Origin of the sequence: Pseudonocardia alaniniphila (genome assembly GCF_022524485.1) — a bacterium.
Lineage (GTDB): Bacteria > Actinomycetota > Actinomycetes > Mycobacteriales > Pseudonocardiaceae > Pseudonocardia > Pseudonocardia alaniniphila.
On record NZ_JAKXMK010000015.1, the window covers coordinates 230,415 to 252,984 of the forward strand.

Annotated in this window: 15 protein-coding genes; 9 read left to right on the forward strand and 6 right to left on the reverse strand. The window is 71.8% G+C overall.

Annotation, left to right across the window (positions count from 1 at the left end):
- Positions 1–13: 13 nt before the first annotated feature.
- On the reverse strand, positions 14–1,156 hold the full coding sequence (locus MMF94_RS18810; RefSeq protein ID WP_241038239.1) for a DUF2332 domain-containing protein: 1,143 nt from the start codon (positions 1,154–1,156) through the stop codon (positions 14–16).
- On the reverse strand, positions 1,153–2,325 hold the full coding sequence (locus MMF94_RS18815) for a serine hydrolase domain-containing protein (protein WP_241038241.1): 1,173 nt from the start codon (positions 2,323–2,325) through the stop codon (positions 1,153–1,155). Before MMF94_RS18815 ends, MMF94_RS18810 begins: the two co-directional genes overlap by 4 nt.
- A 311-nt stretch (positions 2,326–2,636) precedes the next feature.
- Here MMF94_RS18815 and MMF94_RS18820 point away from each other — a divergent pair, with 311 nt between their 5' ends.
- Positions 2,637–3,326, forward strand: coding sequence for a hypothetical protein (locus MMF94_RS18820; RefSeq protein WP_241038243.1), 690 nt, complete (start codon positions 2,637–2,639; stop codon positions 3,324–3,326).
- On the opposite strand, the gene gad is transcribed toward MMF94_RS18820, so the two are convergent.
- Positions 3,301–4,743 (reverse strand): glutamate decarboxylase, encoded by a 1,443-nt coding sequence (gene gad, locus MMF94_RS18825; protein WP_241038245.1) that lies wholly within the window; start codon positions 4,741–4,743, stop codon positions 3,301–3,303. The two genes, MMF94_RS18820 and gad, sit on opposite strands and share 26 nt — an antisense overlap.
- Before the next feature lie 136 nt (positions 4,744–4,879).
- Here gad and MMF94_RS18830 point away from each other — a divergent pair, with 136 nt between their 5' ends.
- The gene (locus tag MMF94_RS18830) at positions 4,880–6,172 is read left to right on the forward strand and encodes a M23 family metallopeptidase (protein ID WP_241038247.1); all 1,293 of its coding nucleotides are present in this window, start codon (positions 4,880–4,882) and stop codon (positions 6,170–6,172) included.
- Between the two features lie 6 nt (positions 6,173–6,178).
- On the opposite strand, the gene ctaD is transcribed toward MMF94_RS18830, so the two are convergent.
- Positions 6,179–7,936, reverse strand: coding sequence for an aa3-type cytochrome oxidase subunit I (gene ctaD, locus MMF94_RS18835; protein ID WP_241038249.1), 1,758 nt, complete (start codon positions 7,934–7,936; stop codon positions 6,179–6,181).
- A gap of 379 nt (positions 7,937–8,315) precedes the next feature.
- Between ctaD and gnd the strand changes: the two genes are divergently transcribed.
- From gnd to lysS, 5 genes are all read left to right on the forward strand, one after another.
- Entirely contained in the window at positions 8,316–9,338 is a 1,023-nt protein-coding gene (gnd, locus tag MMF94_RS18840; RefSeq protein WP_241038251.1) for a phosphogluconate dehydrogenase (NAD(+)-dependent, decarboxylating), read from the forward strand.
- Positions 9,335–10,726, forward strand: coding sequence for a glucose-6-phosphate dehydrogenase (gene zwf, locus MMF94_RS18845; RefSeq protein WP_241038252.1), 1,392 nt, complete (start codon positions 9,335–9,337; stop codon positions 10,724–10,726). The genes gnd and zwf overlap by 4 nt, the downstream gene beginning before the upstream one ends.
- 46 nt (positions 10,727–10,772) lie before the next feature.
- Positions 10,773–13,064 carry an FUSC family protein gene (locus tag MMF94_RS18850; protein WP_241038253.1) on the forward strand — a complete coding sequence of 764 codons (2,292 nt, stop codon included), beginning with the start codon at positions 10,773–10,775 and terminating at the stop codon, positions 13,062–13,064.
- Between the two features lie 113 nt (positions 13,065–13,177).
- On the forward strand, positions 13,178–14,848 hold the full coding sequence (locus tag MMF94_RS18855) for an FAD-dependent monooxygenase (protein ID WP_241038254.1): 1,671 nt from the start codon (positions 13,178–13,180) through the stop codon (positions 14,846–14,848).
- A gap of 94 nt (positions 14,849–14,942) precedes the next feature.
- Positions 14,943–18,356, forward strand: coding sequence for a lysine--tRNA ligase (gene lysS, locus MMF94_RS18860; RefSeq protein ID WP_241038255.1), 3,414 nt, complete (start codon positions 14,943–14,945; stop codon positions 18,354–18,356).
- 105 nt (positions 18,357–18,461) lie between these two features.
- Here the strand turns inward: lysS and MMF94_RS18865 are convergent, their stop codons facing one another.
- Positions 18,462–19,334, reverse strand: coding sequence for a DMT family transporter (locus tag MMF94_RS18865; protein WP_241038256.1), 873 nt, complete (start codon positions 19,332–19,334; stop codon positions 18,462–18,464).
- Between the two features lie 148 nt (positions 19,335–19,482).
- Here MMF94_RS18865 and MMF94_RS18870 point away from each other — a divergent pair, with 148 nt between their 5' ends.
- Both MMF94_RS18870 and MMF94_RS18875 read left to right on the forward strand, forming a co-directional pair.
- Complete coding sequence (locus MMF94_RS18870; RefSeq protein WP_241038257.1) at positions 19,483–20,460, forward strand: COX15/CtaA family protein; 978 nt, start codon at positions 19,483–19,485, stop codon at positions 20,458–20,460.
- 58 nt (positions 20,461–20,518) lie between these two features.
- Positions 20,519–21,490, forward strand: coding sequence for a quinone oxidoreductase family protein (locus MMF94_RS18875; protein ID WP_241038258.1), 972 nt, complete (start codon positions 20,519–20,521; stop codon positions 21,488–21,490).
- An 18-nt stretch (positions 21,491–21,508) separates the two neighbouring features.
- Here the strand turns inward: MMF94_RS18875 and MMF94_RS18880 are convergent, their stop codons facing one another.
- On the reverse strand, positions 21,509–22,567 hold the full coding sequence (locus tag MMF94_RS18880) for an iron ABC transporter substrate-binding protein (protein ID WP_241038260.1): 1,059 nt from the start codon (positions 22,565–22,567) through the stop codon (positions 21,509–21,511).
- Positions 22,568–22,570 lie beyond the last annotated feature (3 nt).

The window sequence follows — 22,570 nt, forward strand, 5'->3', positions numbered from 1 at the left end:
CGGGCGAGGTCCGCTAGCGCCATTCCAGCCAGCTGCCGCCGGGGTGGGCCCGGCCGAGCACCGATCCGGTGCGCAGGCCCCCGCGGATGCTGACCCGGCCGATCACGCCGAAGACGCCGCCGCGACGGACGTCCCGCACCCATCCCGCGGGCACGTCGAGGCCCTGAACGCTCTCTCGGGCCTCCGGGCCGAGTGGCACGAGCGGATCGACCGAGATCCATTCCAGGTCGCGCTCCCGCCCGAGCTCGCCGAGGATCCGGTCGAACCGCCGAAGCTCGGCGGGCGGCAGGAAGACGTGCACGTACGCGTCGACGAGGCACACAAGCGCGTCGGGCGGGGTGGACGCGACGACGTCGCCCAGAACGTCGAGCAGGTTTCCGCGCACCGAGCGCGCAGGGTCGGCACGTGCGACACCGGCCGCGGCCGCGAACCGCGTGACGGCACCGGCCTCCGACGGCACGCACGCCGCAAGCCAGTCGTAGGTGTGCGGATCGGCGACGTCGAGCGGCTCGACGTCGATCCCGACCCGGTCGGCGAGCACCGGGGGTTCGCGGGGCACCGGAGGCGCTCCCCCGGGCCGGACCTCGCAGGTCAGCTGCACCGCGGACGAGCGCTCCCCCACCGTCCGGTCCGGGCGGCCCTCGCTGCGGTAGGTGTAGTGGTAGCGGTCCAGGTGCAGGCCCAGGCCGGCACCGGTGCCGAGATCCACCAGCGCGAGCGGCCGCCCGTCCTCCTCCCCGATCGCGGCGAGGACGGGAAGCACATCGGCGCAGCGGGCCACCTCGTTCATCTGGTAGCGGTGGGTGGCGCACAGCTGTGCGAGAGCGTCCCGTTCCGTCCGCGCGAACTCCACGAGCTCGGCGCGGAAGCCGTCGTCACGCGGCGGCTGCCGGCCACCCGGTTCCGGGTAGAAGCGCGCCAGCGCGGGTCGGCGCCGCTGCACCAGGAACCCCACGGCCGCTCCGAGCAGGAGCGGTGGCAGGCGGTCGGGCGGGATCGCGGCGGCCAGATCGAGAAGCACGTCCTCCTCCGCGATCGCCGTCAGCGTCTCGGCCGTGAGCCACCAGCTCTCGGGGGCGTCCTCCGACGACCAGGCGGCGGCGACGGCGCGGGCCTGCCCGGCCACGACCTCCCGCGGGGTCATCGGCGCCGTCACGCCGCGAACCGTTCCGGGTACAGCAGCTTCGCGATCTGCAGGAACGTCTCCAGGCCGACCCCGTCGACGTTCGACGCCTTGTTGGCGACCACGACGATGGTGGCGCCGGTCTCCGGCAACTGGAACATCGCGGTGGTGAATCCGTAGATCGCGCCGTTGTGGCCGACGAAGCCGTTGATATCGATCACGCCCGCGCCGTACCCGATCTGCAGTGGCGGTGAGAGGCGCGTGTTCACGACGGCCATCTGTTCGGCGTGGGCGGCGGGGCTGAGCAGCGTGCCCGCGGCCAGCGCGCCTGCCCAGGCGCGCAGCCCCGCGACCGTGGAGATCATCGCGCCCGCGGTGCCCGCCACCGCCGGGTCGAGCGCGGTGACGTCGCGCTCCGGCGCCCCCGGCGGGACGATCATGTAGCCGCGCGACGCGGGCGGGGGTATCTCCGGTGACGTCGGGTAGCTCGTGCCCGGCAGGCCGAGCGCGTCGACGATCTCGCGCTGGATGAAGGTGCCGGCCGGCTCGCCCGTCACGTTCTCGATGATCTGCCCGAGCAGGATGTAGTTGGAGTCGCTGTACTGCCACGCCCCGGGCCGGCCCGGCGTGAACGCGGCCGGGCGGCTCCGCAGGATCGCGAGTATCTGGTCGACAGGGAACGGCGCGAGCGGGTCGACGTCGAAGGACGCCTTGAACTCCGGGGACCGGGTGTAGTCGTAGACGCCTGCCGTCATGTTCAGCAACTGCCGGACCGTGATGTCACGGCCGTTCGGGATCCCGGGAACGAACGACTGCAGCCGGTCGTCGAGAGCGAGCTTGCCCTGGTCGACGAGCATGAGCGTGGCGGTGGCGGTGAACGTCTTGGTGATGCTCGCGATCCGCACATGGTCGGTGAGGGCGAAGGCCGACCCGGTCGCGACATCGGACACGCCGTACCCCTGCACCAGACGGCCCCGCCCGGGGACCCAGACCCCGACGGCCATCCCCGGCACGGCGCCGGCCCGCATCTGGTCGTGCACGATCCGCTCGATCTCCGCAGCGGTGGCGGGCGCGAAGGGGCTGCCGGCGTCCACCGGTTCCAGGGGCACGAGCCCAGAGCCGCCGCCGGGCGACGTCGTGCAGGCGCCGACGAGCGCCAGAAGAGCCACCAGCACGGCGAACGACCTGCACGACCGACCCACGAGCCCCTCCTGCCTGCGCCGACGCAGCGCCGACATGCGCGCTCTCGGCAACCGTCCCACCCCCGTTAGCGGGGACCCGGGCTCGTCACCCAGGCGGAAGCCGGGCGGTGCACGCGGCGGCAACCCGGCCATCTCGGTGACTCCGATCCTGGTCAGCGGTGTTTCGTGCCAGGATCGAGCCACCGCTCCGGCGGATACCCGCTGGGCACGACACACGTCGGGGACCGTGGAGGCCCGGCTCGTCCCCGACAGGAGGTGCGCCCCTGTCCGGTTTCGACCTCATCTTCTCGGCCGAGCTGACGCGCCGCCACATGCTCGTCGGCTGGATACTCGCGGCTTTCCTGATCACGTTCCTCGTCACCCGAGCCGTCACGAAAGCCATCCGGCGTGGCAAGGGCCCGTTCAAGAACACGAGTGTGGGTGGGGTGCACGTCCACCACCAGGTCTATGGCATCTTCCTGCTGCTCGTGGTCGGGACGATCGAGTTCACCTACCGCCCCGACGGGCCCTGGGTGGACATCCTGGCGGTGCTCTTCGGCGCAGGGGCGGCCCTCACCCTCGACGAGTTCGCGCTGTGGCTGCACCTCGACGACGTGTACTGGGCACGGGAGGGCCGCAGCTCGGTGGACGCCGTGCTCGTCGCGTCCCTGATCTTCGCACTGCTGCTCGTCGGCGCCGATCCGTTCGACCCCGATACGGGCGACGGGGCCCCAGGCATCGCCGTGACCGTGCTGTTCAACTTCGGGTTCGCGTTCATCGCGATCCTCAAGGGCCGCACGCTGCTCGGCGTGATCGGCGTGTTCGTCCCGCTGCTGTCGCTCTACGCCGCTTTCCGCCTCGCCCGGCCCACGTCCGCGTGGGCCCGGCGCCGCTACGACGAGCACCGGATGGCCAGGGCGCGCGCCCGCTTCCCGGCCGGGCGGCGCAACCGCTGGGACCGGCTCGTCGACGTGTTCGCCTCGGCCCCGCCGCCGGTCAGCGACCTACACCGGACCCCGTAGACGCGGCGGAGGTGGAGGCCTTCACGCCGTGGGCGAAGGAGGCCGACTCCGGGCCGCGCTGCGGCGCCTTCTGCGACTCGAGCCGCTCCACGACCCGCCGCAGGTCGTCCATCAGCAGGTCGGCGAGGTCGTGCGACATCCCGTTGCGCACGACGATCCGCAGCACGGCGAGGTCGGTGACGTCGGCGGGGAACGTGTAGGCCGGGACGAGCCAGCCCTGCTCCCGCAGGCTCGCGGAGACGTCGAAGACCGAGTAGTTGGCGACGTCGTCGGCCAGGGTGAACGCGAAGACCGGGAGCTCGCTGCCGTCGGTGATCAGCCGGAACGGGCCGAGCTCGCCGATCCGCGAGGCCAGTGAGACGGCGACGTCGCGGCAGGTCTGCTGCACCCGCCGGAAGCCGTCCATGCCCAGGCGCAGGAACATGTAGTACTGCGCGATCACCTGCCCGCCAGGGCGCGAGAAGTTCAGCGCGAAGCTCGGCATGTCGCCGCCGAGGTAGTTCACCCGGAACACGAGGTCCTCGGGCAACGCCTCCGCATCCCGCCAGACAACCCAGCCGACGCCAGGGGGGACCAGGCCGAACTTGTGTCCCGACGTGTTGATCGAGGCCACCCGGGGCAGCCGGAAGTCCCACTCCAGGTCCGGGTCGCAGAACGGCGCGATCATCGCGCCGGAGGCGCCGTCCACGTGCACGGGGACGTCGAGGCCGGTGCGCTCCGCCACCGCGTCGAGGGCGGCGCAGATCTCGGCGACGGGCTCATAGCTGCCGTCGAAGGTGGAGCCGAGCACCGCGACCACGCCGATGGTGTTCTCGTCGCAGCGCGCCACCACCTCGTCCGCAGTCAGGTGGTAGCGGCCGGGGGCCATCGGCACCAGCCGCGGTTCGACGTCGAAGTAGTTGGCGAACTTGTCCCAGCACACCTGCACGTTGATGCCCATCACGATGTTGGGCCGATCCGTCGGCAGACCGGCAGCCCGGCGGGCGTGCTGCCAGCGCCGCTTGAGCGCCAACCCGCCGAGCATGCAGGCCTCGCTCGAGCCGGTGGTCGAGCAGCCCGGCGCCGTCGTCGGATCGGCGGCGTTCCACAGGCGCGACAGCATCCGCACGCAACGCAGTTCGAGGTCGGCCGTGCGCGGGTACTCGTCCTTGTCGACGATGTTCTTGTCCAGGGTCTCGGTCATCAACCGGCGCGCACCCGGCTCCACCCAGGTGGTGACGAACGTGGCCAGGTTGAGCCGGGCGTTGCCGTCGAGCATCAGCTCGTCGTGCACGACCTGGTAGGCGATCTGGGAGTCGATCCCCTCCTCGGGGAGCGCGTTGCGCGGCACGACCAGTGGCTCGGCCGCGAACACCGGGTTCACCGGGAGGGCACGGGAGCCCCCGTTGGTCTCGGACGGCGGATGCGCGAGCGGCATGCCGGCCAGCGTATGCGTCTGGAGTGACGCAATGACATCACCGTGGCGTAGTAACGCTATCGAGTCATGGTGATCCTTCTGCGACCCAGCAATACTCGTGAGTTCGGAGTGACTGTCGAGATTCCCGGGAGGAGCGATGACGACAGCAGCCCGCGCGTGCGTCGCCGTGCTGCTCGCGGGCGTCCTCACTGCGTGCGCGCCGACCGGCACGCCCCCCGCCCCCGCCCCGACCAGCACCGCGGCACCGCCGACCACCCGCGTGCCGACGCTCGAACCCGGCACCGGAGCAACGGTGCTCACCCCGATCGCGGTGTCCCCGGTCGCCGAGATCGCCCCGGTTCTGGGCGCCGACGACCGCGTGCACCTGGCCTACGAGCTCGCCGTCACGAATCCGAGCAGTGAGGAGGTTCATCTACGCAGCGTGACCGTCCTCGAGGGCACGCACGGCGACTCCACGCTGTCCACGCTCGACGCCGACGCACTGGGCAGGCTCTTCCGTCCTGCCGGTGACTCGCCAGGGCCGAGCCTGCGGCCGGGTGAGTCCGGCTACCTCTTCGTGGACGCCACCCTGGCGCCCGACGCGCCGTTGCCCCACCTCGTCCGCCACCAGTTCGCGGTGGCGACACAGCCCGCACAGGCCCCGGAGGACGTGGGCCCGCGCGACGCCGACCCCGCGCCCCCGCCGATGCGCGACCTCGAGTTCACCGGCGTGCCCGTCGCGGTCACCGGGCAGCCGGCGGTGACCCTCGCACCCCCGCTGCGCGGATCCGGGTGGGTCGTCGGCAACGGCTGCTGCGACACGATCACCTCGCACCGCGGGGCCGTCCTCCCCATCAACGGCACGGTGCACGCCGCGGAGCGCTTCGCGGTCGACCTCGTCCAGCTCGACGCCCAGCGCCGGCTCTACAGCGGTCCGCCCACCGACGTCACCTCCTACCGGTACTTCGGCGCCGACGTCCTGTCGGCTGCCGACGGCATGGTGGTGGCGGCCGAGGACGGGATGCCCGAGCAGACGCCCGGGAAGCGCCCCGACGGCGTCACCGTGCAGACGGCGGCCGGCAACCACGTCGTGGTCGACCTCGGCGGGGGCCGCTTCGCCCTCTACGCACATCTGCAGCCGGGATCGTTGCGGGTGCGGCCGGGCCAGCAGGTGCGCACCGGCGACGTCATCGGACGGCTGGGCAACAGCGGCAACACCGATGCACCCCACCTGCACTTCCACGTCATGGACGGGCCGTCGCCGCTCGAGTCGAACGGGCTGCCGTTCGTGCTGTCCCGGTTCACCGGCGAAGGCGTCGTGTCCGGCGAGGAGGCCCTGGAGGAGACGACACCGGGCGTGGCCCCGGTCATCCCGGTCGACGCCGGCAGGCTCGCCGGCCCGCACCGCGACCAGCTACCGCTCAACCTGCAGATGGTCGGCTTCGGCTGAACGGCGTCACCGCGAGCGCGGGTCGTCGGAGTCCGGCTGCTGCTCTTCGGCGACCTCATGGGTCAGCTGCTCCGACACGGCCGGCCGGTGCCCGACGTGCGCCTCCTCACGGAAGCGCTCCACCAGGTGCGGGTAGTGCAACTCGAACGCCGGACGCTCCGAACGGATCCGCGGCAGCTCCGTGAAGTTGTGCCGCGGCGGCGGGCAGCTCGTCGCCCACTCCAGCGAGTTGCCGAAGCCCCACGGGTCGTCCACCGTGACCACACGCCCGTAGCGATAGCTGCGGAAGACGTTCCAGATGAACGGAAGCACCGAGAGCCCCAGCACGAACGCCCCGACCGACGAGATCATGTTCAGCGTGGTGAACCCATCGGTGGGCAGGTAGTCGACGTAGCGGCGCGGCATGCCCTCGTTGCCCAGCCAGTGCTGTACGAGGAAGGTCAGGTGGAACCCGATGAAGGTCAGCCAGAAGTGGATCTTCCCCAGGGTTTCGTCCAGCATCCGGCCGGTCATCTTCGGGAACCAGAAGTAGATGCCGGAGTAGGTGGCGAACACGATCGTGCCGAACAGCACGTAGTGGAAGTGCGCCACCACGAAGTAGGTGTCCGAGACGTGGAAGTCCAGCGGCGGGGACGCCAGCACGATGCCCGTGAGGCCGCCGAGCAGGAACGTGACCAGGAAGCCCAGCGCGAACAGCATGGCCGACTCGAACGTCAGACTTCCCTTCCACAGCGTGCCGATCCAGTTCACGAACTTGATCCCGGTCGGGATCGCGATCAGGAACGTGGTCAAGGAGAAGAAGGCGAGCAGGACGGCCCCGGTCGCGAACATGTGGTGCGCCCACACCGCCGCCGACAGCACGCCGATCGAGAGGGTCGCGTAGACCAGGCCCTTGTAACCGAAGATCGGCTTTCGGCTGAACACCGGGAAGACCTCGGTGACGATGCCGAAGAACGGCAACGCCACGATGTAGACCTCGGGATGGCCGAAGAACCAGAACAGGTGCTGCCACAGGATCGCCCCGCCGTTCTCGGGGTCGAACGCGTGCGTGCCGAGCTGCCGGTCGGCCAGCATGGCGAACAGCCCGGCCGTGAGAATCGGGAACGCCACGAGGATCAGGATCGCGGTGACGAAGATGTTCCAGGTGAAGATCGGCATCCGGAACATCGTCATGCCGGGCGCGCGCATGCAGATGATCGTGGTGATGAAGTTGACGGCACCGAGAATCGTGCCGAGGCCGGCGACGATCAGGCCGGCGGTCCACAGGCTCCCGCCTGCGCCGGGCGAGAATGTCGAGCTGTGCAGGGGCGCATAGGCGAACCAGCCGAAGTCCGCCGCCCCGCCCGGGGTGATGAACCCGCTCAGCACGATCAGCCCGCCGAACAGGAACAACCAGTACGAGAAGGCGTTCAGCCGCGGGAAGGCGACATCCGGTGCACCGATCTGCAACGGCACGATGTAGTTGGCGAAGCCGAACAGGATCGGCGTCGCGTACAGCAGCAACATGATCGTGCCGTGCATCGTGAACAGCTGGTTGTACTGCTCGTTGGACAGGAACTGCTCCCCCGGCACCGCCAGCTCACCGCGCATCAGCAACGCCATCAGGCCACCGGCGAGGAAGAACCCGAACGACGTCACCAGGTAGAGGATGGCGATGTCCTTGGGATCGGTCGTGTGGAGCATTCTGACCAGCGTCGACCCCTTGACCGATCGGCGCGCCGGGTAGGGGCGTGCGACGACCGGCTTCGGTGAGACAGCGGTCATGAGCGGGCCTCCTGTGCATGCAGCTGCGATCGGCCGACATCCGCGTGCGTGGACCGTATGAGCTGCAGTACCGGAATGTCGACACCCGTTCGTTGGCACTCCGGTCTTTGTTGCGACTTATCGGGGTTCTCGATGGCCCTGACGCGGTAGTTTCGCGCCAGGCCCGCGCCGCGAGACCGCGGCCGAGGCCGGCGTCCGACGTGGGGCGCGACGGCCGCGACGGCCTGCCCGGTGACCCTGCCGGCCGGCGCCGGGCCGATGGGGGACCGCCCAGTGCGGCGGTGGCCGACGCCCTGAGCGACGGGGCGAAACGTGTCCGCTGCAGCCACACCGCACATCAGCACCAGGGCAGAACAGTCTCGCAGCAGAGGAGCCGAGCATGAGGATCGCGATGGTGGGCCTGGGCCGGATGGGCGCGAACATGGTGCGCCGCCTGCTCCGCGACGGCCACGAGTGCGTCGTCCACGACCTCTCCACGGAGGCCGTGCAGCAGATGGTCGCCCAAGGCGCAGAGGGCGCAGGCAGCCTGAAGGAGCTCGTCGACGCACTCGCGCCACCCCGCACGGTGTGGCTCATGCTCCCCGCGGCCGTCACCGGCAACACAGTGACCGACCTGCTCGACCTGCTCGAGCCCGGTGACGCGATCGTCGACGGGGGGAACTCCTCCTACCGCGACGACATCGACCGGGCCGAGGTGGCCGCCGTCCACAACATCGACTACGTCGACTGCGGCACCAGCGGCGGGGTCTGGGGGCTGGAGCGCGGCTACTGCCTGATGATCGGCGGCCCCGACCGGGCGGTGGACCGGCTCGACCCCATCTTCGCGTCGCTCGCTCCCGGCGTCGGCGCGGCCGCCCGCACCCCGGGCCGCACCGGCGAGGTGTCCCGCTCCGAGCAGGGTTACCTGCACTGCGGCCCGTCCGGTGCCGGGCATTTCGTGAAGATGGTGCACAACGGCATCGAGTACGCGATCATGGCCGCCTACGCCGAGGGGCTGAACGTCATCCGCGGCGCCGGTGTCGGCAAGCACCAGGAGAAGGCCGACGCCGAGACGGCACCGCTACGCGAGCCCCGCTACTACCCCTACGACGGCATCGACCTCGGGGAGGTCACCGAGGTCTGGCGCCGCGGCAGCGTCATCGGCTCGTGGCTGCTGGACCTCACGGCGGAGGCGATGGCGGCCGACCCGCAGCTGGAGCAGTTCTCCGGCCGTGTCTCCGACTCCGGCGAGGGGCGCTGGACGTCGATCGCGGCGATCGAGGAGGGCGTCTCGGCGCCGCTGCTCACCGCCGCGCTCTACAGCCGGTTCGCCTCGCGCGGGAGCGAGCTGTTCGCCAGCAAGGTCGAGTCGGCGCAGCGCAAGGAGTTCGGCGGCCACGACGAGAAGCCGGCCGCGTCATGACTGCTCCTTCGACCGGGCCCACGACAGGATCGATCACAGGCCCGGGTCCGGCCGCCGACGCGCTGGTGCTGTTCGGCGTCACCGGCGACCTGGCACGCAAGATGATCCTGCCCGCCCTGTACCGGCTCACCGAACGGGGTGAGCTGACGGTGCCGGTCATCGGGGTCGCACGGTCGGACTGGAGCTCCGACGAGCTGCGCAAGCACGCCGGGGACGCGGTGGGGGCCGTGGTGCCCGACGTCGACGGCGCGGTGCTCGAACGGCTCCAACGCAGCATGCACATGGTGGCGGGCGACTACAACGACCCCGCGACGTTCGAGCAGCTCGCTGCTGCCGTCCGCGAGCAGGCCGGGCAGGACGCCTTCGTCGTGCACTACCTGGCAGTGCCGCCCTCGCTGTTCGGCACGGTGGCCGACGCGCTCGCCGCCGTCGGGCTCACCGACCGGTGCCGGCTGGTGGTGGAGAAGCCGTTCGGCCACGACCTCGCCTCGGCACGGGAGCTGAACGCCCAGCTGCGCCGGCACGTGCCGGAGGAGCGGCTGTTCCGCGTCGACCACTACCTCGGCAAGGAGCCCGTCGAGGACCTCCTCGTGCTGCGCTTCGCCAACACCCTGATCGAACCGCTGTGGGACCGCACCTGGATCGACAGCATCGAGATCACGATGGCCGAGGACTTCGACGTGGCCGACCGCGGCTCGTTCTACGATGCCGTGGGCACCGTCCGCGACGTGGTGCAGAACCACCTGTTGCAGGTGCTCGCCCTGCTCATGATGGAGAGCCCGCAGCACGACACCGCCGACGACCAGCGCGACGCGAAGTACACCCTCCTGTCTTCCGTGCGGGCGGTGGATCCGTCCGAGGTGGTGCGCGGGCAGTACACCGGCTATCGCGACGTGCGCGGGGTCGCCCCCGACTCGACGACCGAGACGTACGTGGCCCTCACCCTGCACGTCGACTCCTGGCGCTGGGCCGGCGTGCCCGTGCACATCCGGGCGGGCAAGGCGCTGGCCGAGACCCTGCTGGACATCGTCGTCACGTTCCGGCCGCCGCCGCGCCGGCTGTTCCACGGCGAAGGGGGATCGACGCTCGCGCCCAACCGGATCCGGTTGTGTCTGCAGCCCGACGCCGGAGTGACGTTCTTCCTGCTCGCGAAGCAACCCGGCGGCGGCGACATCGCGACCGAGCTGCCGATGGGCGTCGACTTCCGGCAGGCGCTCGGCCCGGTGCACGAGGCGTACGAGCGGATCTTCGCCGACGCCCTCGCCGGGGACCCCACGCATTTCGCGCGGATGGACTCCCTGGAGGAGGCCTGGCGAATCGTGGAACCGATCCTCGACCCGGGCACTGCGCCACTGCCCTATGCCCCCGGCACGTGGGGCCCGACATGAGCGGCGACGGAGCCGGAGGCCGCCGGGGACGGCGGTGGCAGGAGACGTGACCGACGAACGCCGCCGGCCGCGGCTGTTGGGGCGGCCGGCGGCGTTCCTGCACGAGCGCGACCCCGGGTTCCTCATCGTCCACCGCGCGTTGCGCGTCACCATTGCCGCCAGCTCGGGCTTCTTCGTGTGCCTCTACCTGGTCGGCGACGTGAACGCCGGTGTCTACGCGCTGTTCGCGACGGTCGCGCTGGGTGCGTTGTCGGAGGTCAACGGAACACCGGCCCAGCGCACCCGCACCTACCTCTGTGCTCTCGTGGTCGGTCTGGCACTCGCGTCGCTCGGCACGGTTCTCGCCGTCAACACCTGGGCCGCCGTGGCCGGAATGCTGGTGGTCGGGTTCCTGGTGTCCTTCGCCGCCGTCGGCGGCCCCCGGGTCGCCGCCGTCGCCAGCGGCCTGCAGCTGTTCTACGTGCTCCCGTGCTTCCCGCCCTACACGCCCGATCTGCTCGGCGAACGCCTCATCGGCCTGACGGTCGGGGTCCTGCTGCTCGTGCTCGCCGACCGGTTGCTGTGGCCCGCACCGTCACCCCCTGACCTCGTGCCGCGCGTCGCCTACGCGGCGGATGCCGCGGCGGCTCTCGCCGACGGGCTGCGCACCTGGTTCGTCGCCGGTGCTCCCGACGGGGACGTCCGGATCGCCGCCCTCCGCGCCGAGGCATCCCGCGCCGGCGCTCAGCTGAGGGCGAGCACGCTCCCACCGGCCGCACGTCCCACCGGGCCCAGCCGCCACGACCGGAGCCTCACCCACGCCTCCCTCGCGGTCCGGGTGGTCATCGGGCGGCTCGGGCTGGCCGCCGACCGGCTGGCCGAGCAGCGCACCGCAGCTACCTCCACCGAGCAGGCCACGGCGCCGGTATCCGCCGGGGCTCACGCGTCTCCGCGGGAACCGGGCACGGCACCCGAGACCGCGGATCTGCTCGACACGGACGCGAAAGCGCTGGCAGCCGTGCGCGACGCACTGCTCGGCGAGGGAGCGCCACCGCCCAGGGACGTCATCGACCAGGCGCTCTCGGGCTACGTCGAGCGTGAGACGTTCCGGCTCGCCGGTGCGGTCGACCCCGCCCCGTGGCTGCGCGGTGAGCTCGCGGTCTCCGCGGTCACGGAGTCCGTCCGGACGCTGGTGCTCGCGACCCGGGCCACGCTGGGCGCGCCCCCTCCGCCCCCGGCCGACACGCCCGTCGACTTCTGGTTCCTGCACGCCTCCCCCGTCACGCTCTGGTGGCGGCGACTGCGGGCCCACATGACACCCCGCTCGGTCTACCTGCAGAACGCCATCCGGCTCGCTGTCGGCCTCGCCGTCGCGCGGATCATCGCGGGCGTGCTCGCGCTGACCCACGGTTTCTGGGTGCTGCTCGCCACCCTGAGCCTGATGCGCACCTCGGCCGTCGCCAGCCGTGCGGTACTCCTGCAGGCGTTCACCGGCACGATCATCGGGGCGATCATCGCGGCCGTCCTGCTGACGCTGGTCGGCCCGGAAACCCACGTCTACGCCTGGCTCACCCCGCTGCTGATGCTCGCGGCGTTCGCGGCGGGTCCACTGCTCGGGCTGGGAGCGGCGCAGGCGGGCTTCACGCTGGTCGTCTCGGTCGTCTTCGCCCAGGTGGCACCGGCGAACTGGGAGCTCGCGGAGGACCGGGTGTTCGCCGTGATCATCGGCGGCCTGGTGGGGGCGCTGATCGGGGCGGCGGTGTGGCCGCGCGGCGGTGCCGGCGAGGTGCGCCGGGTGGCCGCCGACTGCATGCGCGCCGGAGCCGACGAGATCGTCGCGTCCGCGGCGTACCTGACCGGCACGGGACCTCCCCCGTCCACGGAACCGCTCACCCGGCTCTCGACGCTGTTCGAGTACACCTACGCCCAGTACCGCTCCGAGCCGGCCAAACCGGGCCCCGAGCCCGAATGGCTGGTCGTGCTGGCGGTCGCGAACCGCATCGCGGAGTACTCGCGGACCTTGTGCGTGCGCTACCCGGCAACCGATCCGCTGCCCTGGCCGGACTTCGGTGTCCTCCTGCGCGCGGACGCCCAGGAGGTCGCCGACGCCTACCGCGAGGCCGCGGCGGCCGTCGCGGCAGGCAAAGCGCCATCGGGGTACGCGTCGGCGGTGCGCGCGCAGGTCGCCGCCCAGCACCTGGCCGTGCGCTTCGCCGAGGCGCCTGCCGCGGCGCTCCGGGCGTTCGACGGCTGGGGCTGGATCCACCGCCTCGTGGACGAGCTGGAGCGGGTGGAACAGGCCCTGACCCCGGCCCCGCCGTCGGGTCCGGAGCCCGTCCGGACGGCCTCACTCAGCTGAGTACAGGGTGTGGCGAGCCTCCCACCAGCAGTAACGCCGACCATGCGCACCGCGAGTCCCGTTACCGGAACGAAACCTGAGGAGACGCCCTGAGCAACGACCACGGAGGATGCATGGCTGAGAACGTGCTGATCGTGGGGGCGGGCCCGGTCGGGCTCACTGCCGGCGTCGAACTGCGGCGCCGCGGGGTGGAGTGCCGGATCATCGACCGGCTCCTCGCGCCGATCCCGTACGCCAAGGCGGTGGGGGTCCAGCCCCGCACCCTCGAGTTGTGGGAGTCGGCAGGGGTGCTCGCACGCGCCCTCGACGCCTCGACGCCGATGCGCGGACAACTCGTGTACGTCAACGGCGAGCAGGTGGCGAGGGTGGACTTCGAGCTGCCACCGGAGGTTCCGTACGGCTTCGCCGCGCTCCCCCAGTACGAGACGGAGCGCCTGCTCGAGCAGCGCTACAACGAGCTCGGTGGCCACGTCGAACGCGGTGTCGAGCTCGTGCGCTTCGAACAGGACGCCGAGGGCGTCTCGGTCAAGCTCCGCGGGCCGGACGGGGAGTCGCAGCTGCGGGCCGGGTACCTCATCGGCGCCGACGGCGCCCACAGCACGGTCCGGAAGGGCCTGGGCCTCAAGTTCGAGGGCGACGCCTTCCCCGAGCAGTACATGCTCGGGGACGTGGAGGTGGACTGGCACCAGCCCTCCGGCTACGCCGTCCGCGCCCAGCACATCGCCGACGGCGGCAATGTCGACGACCTGCTAGTCGCCATCCCGCTTCCGGGACGGCGCCGGTACCGGGTGTCGATGCTGGTGCCCGAGGAGCTGTCCGCTCAGGACAACGGGTCCACGCTCAGTCATGACGGCGACGGCGCCGAGAAGTCCGTCGAACACGGGATGAGCGCCGGCCCCAGGCCGGAGCTGCGGCACATCCAGGCCGTGCTGGACCGGCTCGCCCCCGAGCCGACGCATGCCTCCCACCTGCGCTGGTCGTCGGTGTTCCGGATCAGCCACCGCATCGTCGACTCCTATGGCAGCGACCGCGTGTTCGTCGCCGGGGACGCGGCGCACATCCACCCGCCCACCGGGGCGCAGGGCATGAACACGGGGATCCAGGACGCCGTCGCCCTGGCATGGCGGATTGCGCTCGCGGTGCAGGGCGACGCGGCCGACGGGCTCCTGGCCAGCTACGACGCCGAACGACGGCCGGTCGGCGAGGAAGTGGTGGGCCGCACCGTGCGACACGCCCGCAGCGGCTACCAGAACGACGACCCGGCCACCATCATGCTGCGCGAGGCCCAGCTGCTCGTGAGCTATCCCGACAGCCCCATCGTCAGCGGCGACAACGGGGCCGGGGAGCTCAAGGGCGGACCGGCGCCGGGCGAGCGCGCTCCGGACTGCCGCGGCCTGCGTCGCGCATCCGTGGCGTTCCCCCTGCGGCTGTACGAAGTGCTCGACGGATGCCGGCACACACTGCTCGTCTACGTCGACCAGGCGGAGCAGATCGCCGAGCTCGCCGCCGCGGGAGCAGCCATCGCGCGGCCGCGGGAACGCGACCACCTCGACGCCCGGATCGTCCTCGCCGACGGAGTGGACATCCCGGACAACGTGGCCGACGGGCTGCTCGGCGGCACACCGGTGCCCGTGCTGCGCGACGCCGCCGGGGAGTTCCGCGGCGCGTACAGCGCGGTCGGCGGATGTTGCTACCTCGTGCGTCCGGACGGCCACGTCGGGTACCGGGCCGCCCGGCTGCGCGGCGACGACCTGGCGGCCCACCTCGCACTGGTCTTCGCGTGAGCTCCGCACGGGCGGCGCCTCACCTATCGAAAACCCCGATCGGGGGTATCGAAGACTGTGGGCCCGAGGGGCCGGCGACCCTATCGTTGCCATGATGACGTCCGGTACAGATGGCCGGCACGACGCAGACCAGCGGGAACACCGCTTGCGCAAGCTCGAGGCCGCACGATCCGGACACGGGCTGCCTTACCGCTACCCCACCGACCACACCACCGCGGAGATCCGGGCGTCCCACCACACGCTGGGGCCTGACATCCACACCGCGGAGCACGTGCGCCTCGCGGGCCGTCTCGAGCTCCTCCGGCACCAGGGCGGCCTGAGCTTCGCAGTCCTGCGCGACCGCACCGGCACGATCCAGCTGTTCGTCGACACGGCCGTGCTGGGGCCCGATCGCCACCACGAGTTCGACGAGCTCGACCGCGGCGACTGGGTGGGTGTCGAGGGCACGGTGATGACCACGCGGCGCGGCGAGCTCTCGGTCTGCGTCCAGGACTTCGCCCTGCTGGGCAAGTCGCTGCTCGAAGCACCCGACAAGCACCACGGCCTCAGCGACGTGGAGACCCGCTACCGGCAGCGCTACGTCGACCTCGCTGCCAACGAGCGCACCCGCGAGATCTTCCGGATCCGGCACACCGCGATCCGAGCGATCCGCCGGTATCTGGAGGACCACGACTTCACCGAGGTCGAGGGCCCGGTGCTGCAGACGATCCAGGGCGGGGCATCGGCGCGCCCGTTCGTCACCCACCACAACGCGCTCGATCTCGACATGTACCTGCGCATCGCGCTGGAACTGCACCTCAAGCGGCTGATCGTCGGCGGGCTGGAGCGAGTGTTCGAGATCGGCAGGGTGTTTCGCAACGAGGGCATCGACACCCGGCACAACCCCGAGTTCACGATGCTCGAGGCCTACCAGGCCTTCGCCGACTACCACGACATGATGGACCTGGTCGAGGGCATGATCACGACCGCGGCGCGGGCAGCCCTCGGCGGCTCCGGCGGCTCGCTGGTCGTGCACTACGGCGGCCACGCCATCGACCTCGGCGCCACACCGTGGCCGCGGGTCCGCTTCGCCGACATGATCGCCGAGAAGACCGGCGCCACCATGCACCCCGGCATGCCGATCGACGAGGCCAGGGCCGTGCTGGACCGGCTGCGCATCCCCTACGAACGCGGCTGGGGCGCGGGCCGGCTCATGAAGGAGGTCTACGACGAGAAGGTGCAGCACGACGTCGTCGGGCCGGTGTTCTGCATCGACTACCCCCGCGAGGTCTCCCCGTTGGCGAGGGCGCATCGGGACGACCCCGCGTACGTCGAGCGTTTCGAGCTGATCGTCGCCGGGTTCGAGCTCTGCAACGCCTACTCGGAGCAGAACGACCCGGTCGAGCAGCTCGCGGCGTTCGAGGCGGAGGCCCGCGCCAAGGCAGGCGGCGACCCGGAGGCCGGCGACATCGACCTCGACTACATCCGCGCTCTGGAGCACGGGATGCCGTGCACCGGTGGCCTCGGTGTCGGCATCGACCGCCTGGTGATGCTGCTGGCCAGCGTCGACTCGATCCGCGAGGTGATCCTCTTCCCGACGCTGCGGCCCGAGTTCGCCGCACCCGAAGGCGCCGGACCGGCGGGGGCCGTGCGTCCCGTGCTGCCTCCCACCCCCGTGGCAGGAACCCCGGCAGGCGACGGGTCCGTGCCAGCCTCCATGACGGACACCGTGACAGCTCTGCCCGAGCTCGCCGCGGCCGCACACCCGATCCCGGCGCCGCAGCGGCAACCCGAACGCGGCAGGCGCGCCGTGACGATCATCGCGGTGCTCACGGCGCTCGGCGGGGTTCTGCAGTTGCTCGCCCAGATCCCGATCGTGCACGCCCGGCTGGACGGTCGCGAGGACGCGATCGACCAGCTCTGGCTCCCGGTGGCCGGGCACGTCGTCTCGGTGATCGTCGGGCTGCTCCTGATCCTGCTGGCCGACCAGCTGGCGAAGCGCAAACGCCTGGCCTGGCGGGTGGCCGTCGCGCTCTTCATCGTGGGCGGCATCGCGCACATGTCGAAGGGCCCGCACCCCGTGGCGGTCACGATCTGCGTCGCGATGCTGCTGGCGCTGATCTGGTACCGCGACGAGTTCCGCGCTCCGGCCGACCCTCCGTCGTTGCTGCGGCTGGTCCGGTTCGTGCCGCTCTACCTCGCCGGTGTGTTCGCGTTCGGGCTCGTCGCGCTCTGGGTGGAAAGCGACCGCATCGAACCCGGGGTCACCCTGGACGGCGCGCTCGCCACCGTCGCGGGCGGGCTGGTGGGGGTGGACGGCCCCTACACCTACCGCTCCCGGTTCTTCGCCGACTTCTTCCCCACGGCGCTGCTGGCGCTCGGCATCGCCGGGCTGGTCGTCTTCGCGATCCTGCTGTTCCGGCCGCTGGTCGGGCGCCACCCCCACACCGAGAGCGACTGGGAGCACGCCAACCGCCTCGTCCGCACCTACGGGTGGGACACCCTCGCCTACTTCTCCCTGCGCGACGACAAGAGCTTCTTCTTCTCCTCCGACGGCGAGGCGGTGCTCGCCTACACCTACCTCGGCGGCTACGCACTGGTCTCGGCCGATCCGATCGGGGCACCGGAGTCGGTGGTGCGGGCGCTCGACGAGTTCCTCGACATGTGCGACGAGCGCGCGTGGAACCCCGCGTTCCTCGCCGTGCGCGAGGCCAGCATGCCGCTGTATGCCTCCCGCGGCTTCACGAGCTTCTACCTGGGAGACGAGGCCATCCTCGACTGCGCGCGGTTCACCCTCGACGGCCCGGGGCGCAAGAGTCTGCGGGCCGCGGTCCGCCGCGTCGGGCGGACGCACCGCTTCCAGCTCATCGCCGAGTCCAACGCTCCGCCACGCCTGGTGGAGCAGCTCAACGCGATCAGTGCGAAGTGGCGCGGCAAGGCACCCGAGCGCGGCTTCACGATGTCGCTGTCACAGGACGTCACCGGCGCAGGCGCGAACCAGGAGTTCCTGCTCTGCGTCGCCCTGGACGAGAACGGCGTGCCGGGCGGGTTCCTGCGCGTGGTGCCGGCCTACGGTCCGTCGTTCGGCTACACGCTCGACCTCATGCGCCACGACCCGGACGCCCCCAACGGCATGACGGAGTTCCTCATCGCCGGCGCCGCCGCGGCACTGGGTCAGCGCGGCGTGCGGCGCCTCTCGATGAACTTCGCCATGTGGGGCCGCCTCTTCGCCGACGACATCCCGTTCAGCCCCGCCCAGCGTGCGGCCCGCTGGGCGGTCGGCGTGCTCAACCCGTTCTTCCAGATCAAGTCGTTGCACGACTTCAACGCCAAGTTCGACCCCCAGTGGCTACCTCGGGTGCTCGCCTATCGCCACCACATCGACCTGCCGCGCGTCGGGCTGCTCTACGCCGGCGCCGAGGGCTTCCTCGCCCTGCCTGTGATCGGGGAGCTGCTGGTGCCCAAGGCCGTCGGGGGCGTGACCGCGCCGTCGGCCCCCCACGGCAGTGCCGGCACGCCGGCAGCCTGAGCCCTCCCGGGACGCACCTCGCAGCACGTGTGGTGACCGCGCAACGCGCCGGCGTGCTGCGACGATGCACGACGGGCTGCGACGACGGATGCAGCGCGCCGCACGTCAGGCGGGTGCCGCCCGGGGCACCGCCGTCGTCCGCGCGGACGAGCGGGCCAGCGCCGTGGTGGCCGCCACCATCACGACGACGAGCAGCACGATGAGCGCCCACTCGGCACCGTCCGCCCGCAGCTCCTCCTGCAGCACCACCGCCCCGAGCACCACGGCCACCACCGGCTCGCCCACGATCATCGTGGGCAGCGACGCCCCGAGCTCACCCGCTTGGAAGGCCGACTGCTGCAGCACCGTGCCGGCGATCGAGACGGCGACGAGCACGTAGACCTCCCAGCTCGCGAGGAACGCGACGAGACCCTCGTCGAGCTGCCCGACGACACCTTTGGTCAGTGCGGCCGCCACTCCGTACGCCAGCGCGGTGGCCGCGGCGAGCAGCACCGCCCGCGTCACGCCACTGGTGCGGGCCGCGGCCACGACGCAGACCAGGAACAACCCGGCGAGGACGGCGCCCGCCGGCAGCCAGTCACGTACGGGCGCGCGGTCGACCCCGTCGGTCGGATTGCCCGAGACGACGAACACCGCCAGCGACACCGCGAGGAGCGCGGCCCAGACCCAGTCCGTCCGGGTGAGTGTCCGGCCCGCCCACGCAGCACCGAGCGGCAGCGCGAAGAGCAGCGTGGTGACCAGCAACGGCTGGACGAGCAGCAGCGACCCGAACCCGAGCGCGGCAGCCTGCACCAGGTAGCCACCGCCGTCGCCGATCACACCCGCCCACCACCGGGGACGGCCGACGAGCACGCGGATCAACCCGAGGCCGCGTGCACGCTCGTCCGGGACGGTGGCCGCGGAGCGCTGCTGCGCCACCGTCGAGACCGCGAAGAGACCGGCCGCGAGCAGCGCCAACCCGGCCGCCAGAACCGTCACCCGCACATCATGCAGCCGCCCGCCCCCGCGGGCAGGGACGCGACATGGACACGTATCGCTGATCCGTAGCCGGGCGAACAGCGATGCGTGACCATGTCGCGGGCGGCCTCGACACCGACGCCTGCAGGCACCCACCTACCATCAGGGTGTGGCCCGACCTGCACTCCTGCACCGCCTGCCCTCGACCCCGCCCGCCCTGATGCGCCGGCTCGCCGCGGCCGCCGTCATCGCGCAGGGCGGCATCGCGGTCACCGGCTCCGTGGTGCGCGTGACGGGATCCGGGCTCGGCTGCCCCACATGGCCGGAGTGCTTCCCGGGCAGTCTCGTGCCCGCCCCGCACCCCGAGGTCGCCGGACTCCATCAGTGGATCGAGTTCGGCAACCGCCTGCTGACGATCGCCGTGGTGCTCGTCGCCGGCGCCTGCCTGATCGCGGCATTCGCCACGCGCCCGCGCCGGGCGCGGCTCACGAGGCTCGCGCTGGTCCAGCCGCTCGGTGTGGTCGCCCAGGCGGTGATCGGCGGGTTCACGGTGCTCACCGGCCTGGTCTGGTGGAGCGTTTCGGTCCACTTCCTCGTCTCGATGGTGCTGGTCTGGCTCGGGATGCAGCTCGTCGACGCCGCCTCCGACGGCGACGGGCCACCGCGCCGCACGGTGCCGGGCGCCGTTCGCGGGCTCATCGCCACGAGCACGGTCGTGTTCGCTGCCCTGCTCGCGGCCGGCACCCTCGTCACCGCGGCCGGACCGCACGCAGGCGACGCGAACACCCCCCGCCTCGGCATCGGTGTGCCGGCGGCGGCGCAGTTGCACGCCGACCTGCTCTTCGCCTACCTCGGGATGCTCGTGGCGCTCGGGTTCACCCTGGCGGCCGTGCACGCGCCGGCGCGGCTGCGGCGCCGGTACGTCGCGCTCATCGTCGCCGTGGTGGCCCAGGGTGCCCTCGGTGGCATCCAGTACGCACTCGGTGTGCCCGAGGTGCTCGTGTCGCTGCACGTCCTCGGCGCCGCACTCGTCACGGTGGCCGCCGCGGCCCTGTGGTCCGCCACCACGCAGCGCCCGCAGGCCGCCGTGTCCGCCGCCGCGCCGGTCGCGGCCGAGCCGCAGCCCGCGCTCGCCGACCTGAACTGACCTCTCCCCCGACGGCACGGGTGCACGACCGGCCGGGTGCGGGGTGCAGGATCGGCAGATGCGCGCCATCCAGATCATCAACGCAGGCGGGCCCGAGGTGCTGAACCCGGCCGAGCTGCCCGATCCCGAGCCCGGCCCGGGCGAGCTCCTCGTCGGCGTCGCCGCAGCAGGGGTCAACTACATCGACGTCTACCAGCGCAACGGCACGTACCCCATGGCGATGCCGTACGTCCCCGGGCTGGAGGGTGCCGGTCGCGTGCTCGCTCTCGGTCCGGACGTCACCGACTTCGCCGTGGGCGACCGTGTCGCGTGGGTCGAGGCGCTGGGCAGCTACGCCGAGCGTGTGACGGTGGTGGCGGACAAGGCGGTGCCGGTGCCGCCTGGGGTCTCCGACGAGGTCGCGGCGGGCCTCCTGCTGCAAGGGATGACCGCGCACTTCCTCGTCAACGACACCCACCCCGTGCAGCACGGCGAGGACGTCCTGGTGCATGCCGCGGCAGGCGGAGTCGGCCTGCTGCTCACCCAGCTCGCGGCCGCCCGTGGAGCCCGGGTGATCGCCACGGTGTCCACCGCCGAGAAGGAGGAGCTCGCCCGCGCCGCCGGAGCGGCCGACGTGATCCGTTATGGCGAAGTCGCCGATCTCGCCGACGCGGTCAGGAACCTCACCGGTGGTGCGGGGGTCCACGCGGCGTACGACAGCGTCGGGCGCTCGACCTTCGACGCGAGCCTCGCGAGCCTGCGCCGCCGGGGCATGCTGGTGCTCTTCGGCGGGTCGAGCGGGCCCGTGCCGCCCGTCGATCCCATGCGGCTCAACGCCGGCGGCTCGCTCTTCCTCACCCGCCCCAAGCTCTTCGACTACATCTCCACGCCGGAGGAGCTGCGGACCCGGGCCACCGACGTGTTCGCCGAGGTCGTCGACGGCACGCTCGACGTGCGGATCGGCCACCGCTACGCGCTCGCGGACGCTGCCACCGCCCACGAGGACCTGCAGGGCAGGCGCACGACGGGGAAGCTGCTCCTGCTGCCCTGACCGCCGCGCATCCGCAGGTCAGAGGAGCCCGACCTCCTGCAGCATGATCTCGGAGCGCTCCAGTGAGCCGAGGTCGGCCAGGTCCAGCTCCGGTGGCGACAGCGACTCCAGGGGCCCGAGCTCGAAGGGCCTGCTCGGCGTCACGCCGGCCAGCACGGGGTACTCCCCCGTCTCGTCCACGACGTGCTGCTGGGCCGGGCGCGACAGCAGGAACCCGACGACTCGGCGCGCGGCGTCCTGGTCGTCGCTCGAGGCCAGCACGCCCGCACCCGCCACGTTGACCAGGCCGAGCGGGTCGTCGGGCACGTAGTGGTTGCGCACGGGATAGGTGGCCGGGTCGAGCCGCTCGGTCTTCCGGTACAGGTAGTAGTGGTTCACCAGGCCCGCATCGATGCTGCCCTCGGCCACCGCTTCCACGATCTCGCCGTTGCCGTGGAAGCGCCGAGGTTGCTGCGCCGCGAAGGCGGTGAGCCACTGCCGGGCGCCCTCCTCGCCGCGGACGAGTCGCAAGCCGGTGACGAACGAGAGCCAGGAGGCGTTGGTCGGGGCGAAGCCGAGCCGTCCCGACCACCGCGGTGCGAGCAGGTCGTCCAGGCCCGAGGGCAGCTCGGTCGCCGCCACCCGGCCGGGGTTGTAGGCCACCACCCTGGCGCGGGCGGAGGTGGCCACCCAGGTGAGGTCGGGCGCCCGGTAGCGCTCCGGGACCGGGGCCACCACCTCGGCGGGGAGCGGGGCAAGCAGCCCCGCCCGGCTCAGCGTGCCGAGCGCACCGCCGTCCTGGCCGAGGAAGACGTCCGCCGGGGAGTCCGGTCCCTCCTGCGTGAGCTGCGTCTCGAGAGCGTCGGTGCTGCCGTAGCGAATCTCGACATCACGTCCGACCGCGCTCTCCAGCTGCGGGATCAGCGGCGCAACGAGCTCCTCGCTGCGACCCGAGTAGATCGTCAAGGTGGGAGCGGATCCCGCGCCGCCGGACGGACCGGCCTGCTCCGGACCGGCACAGCCGGCCAGCAGGGCGATCACAGCTGCTCCTGCGGCGCCGATGCTGCTCCCCCGCGCGAGCAGGGGTCGTCGATCCATTGT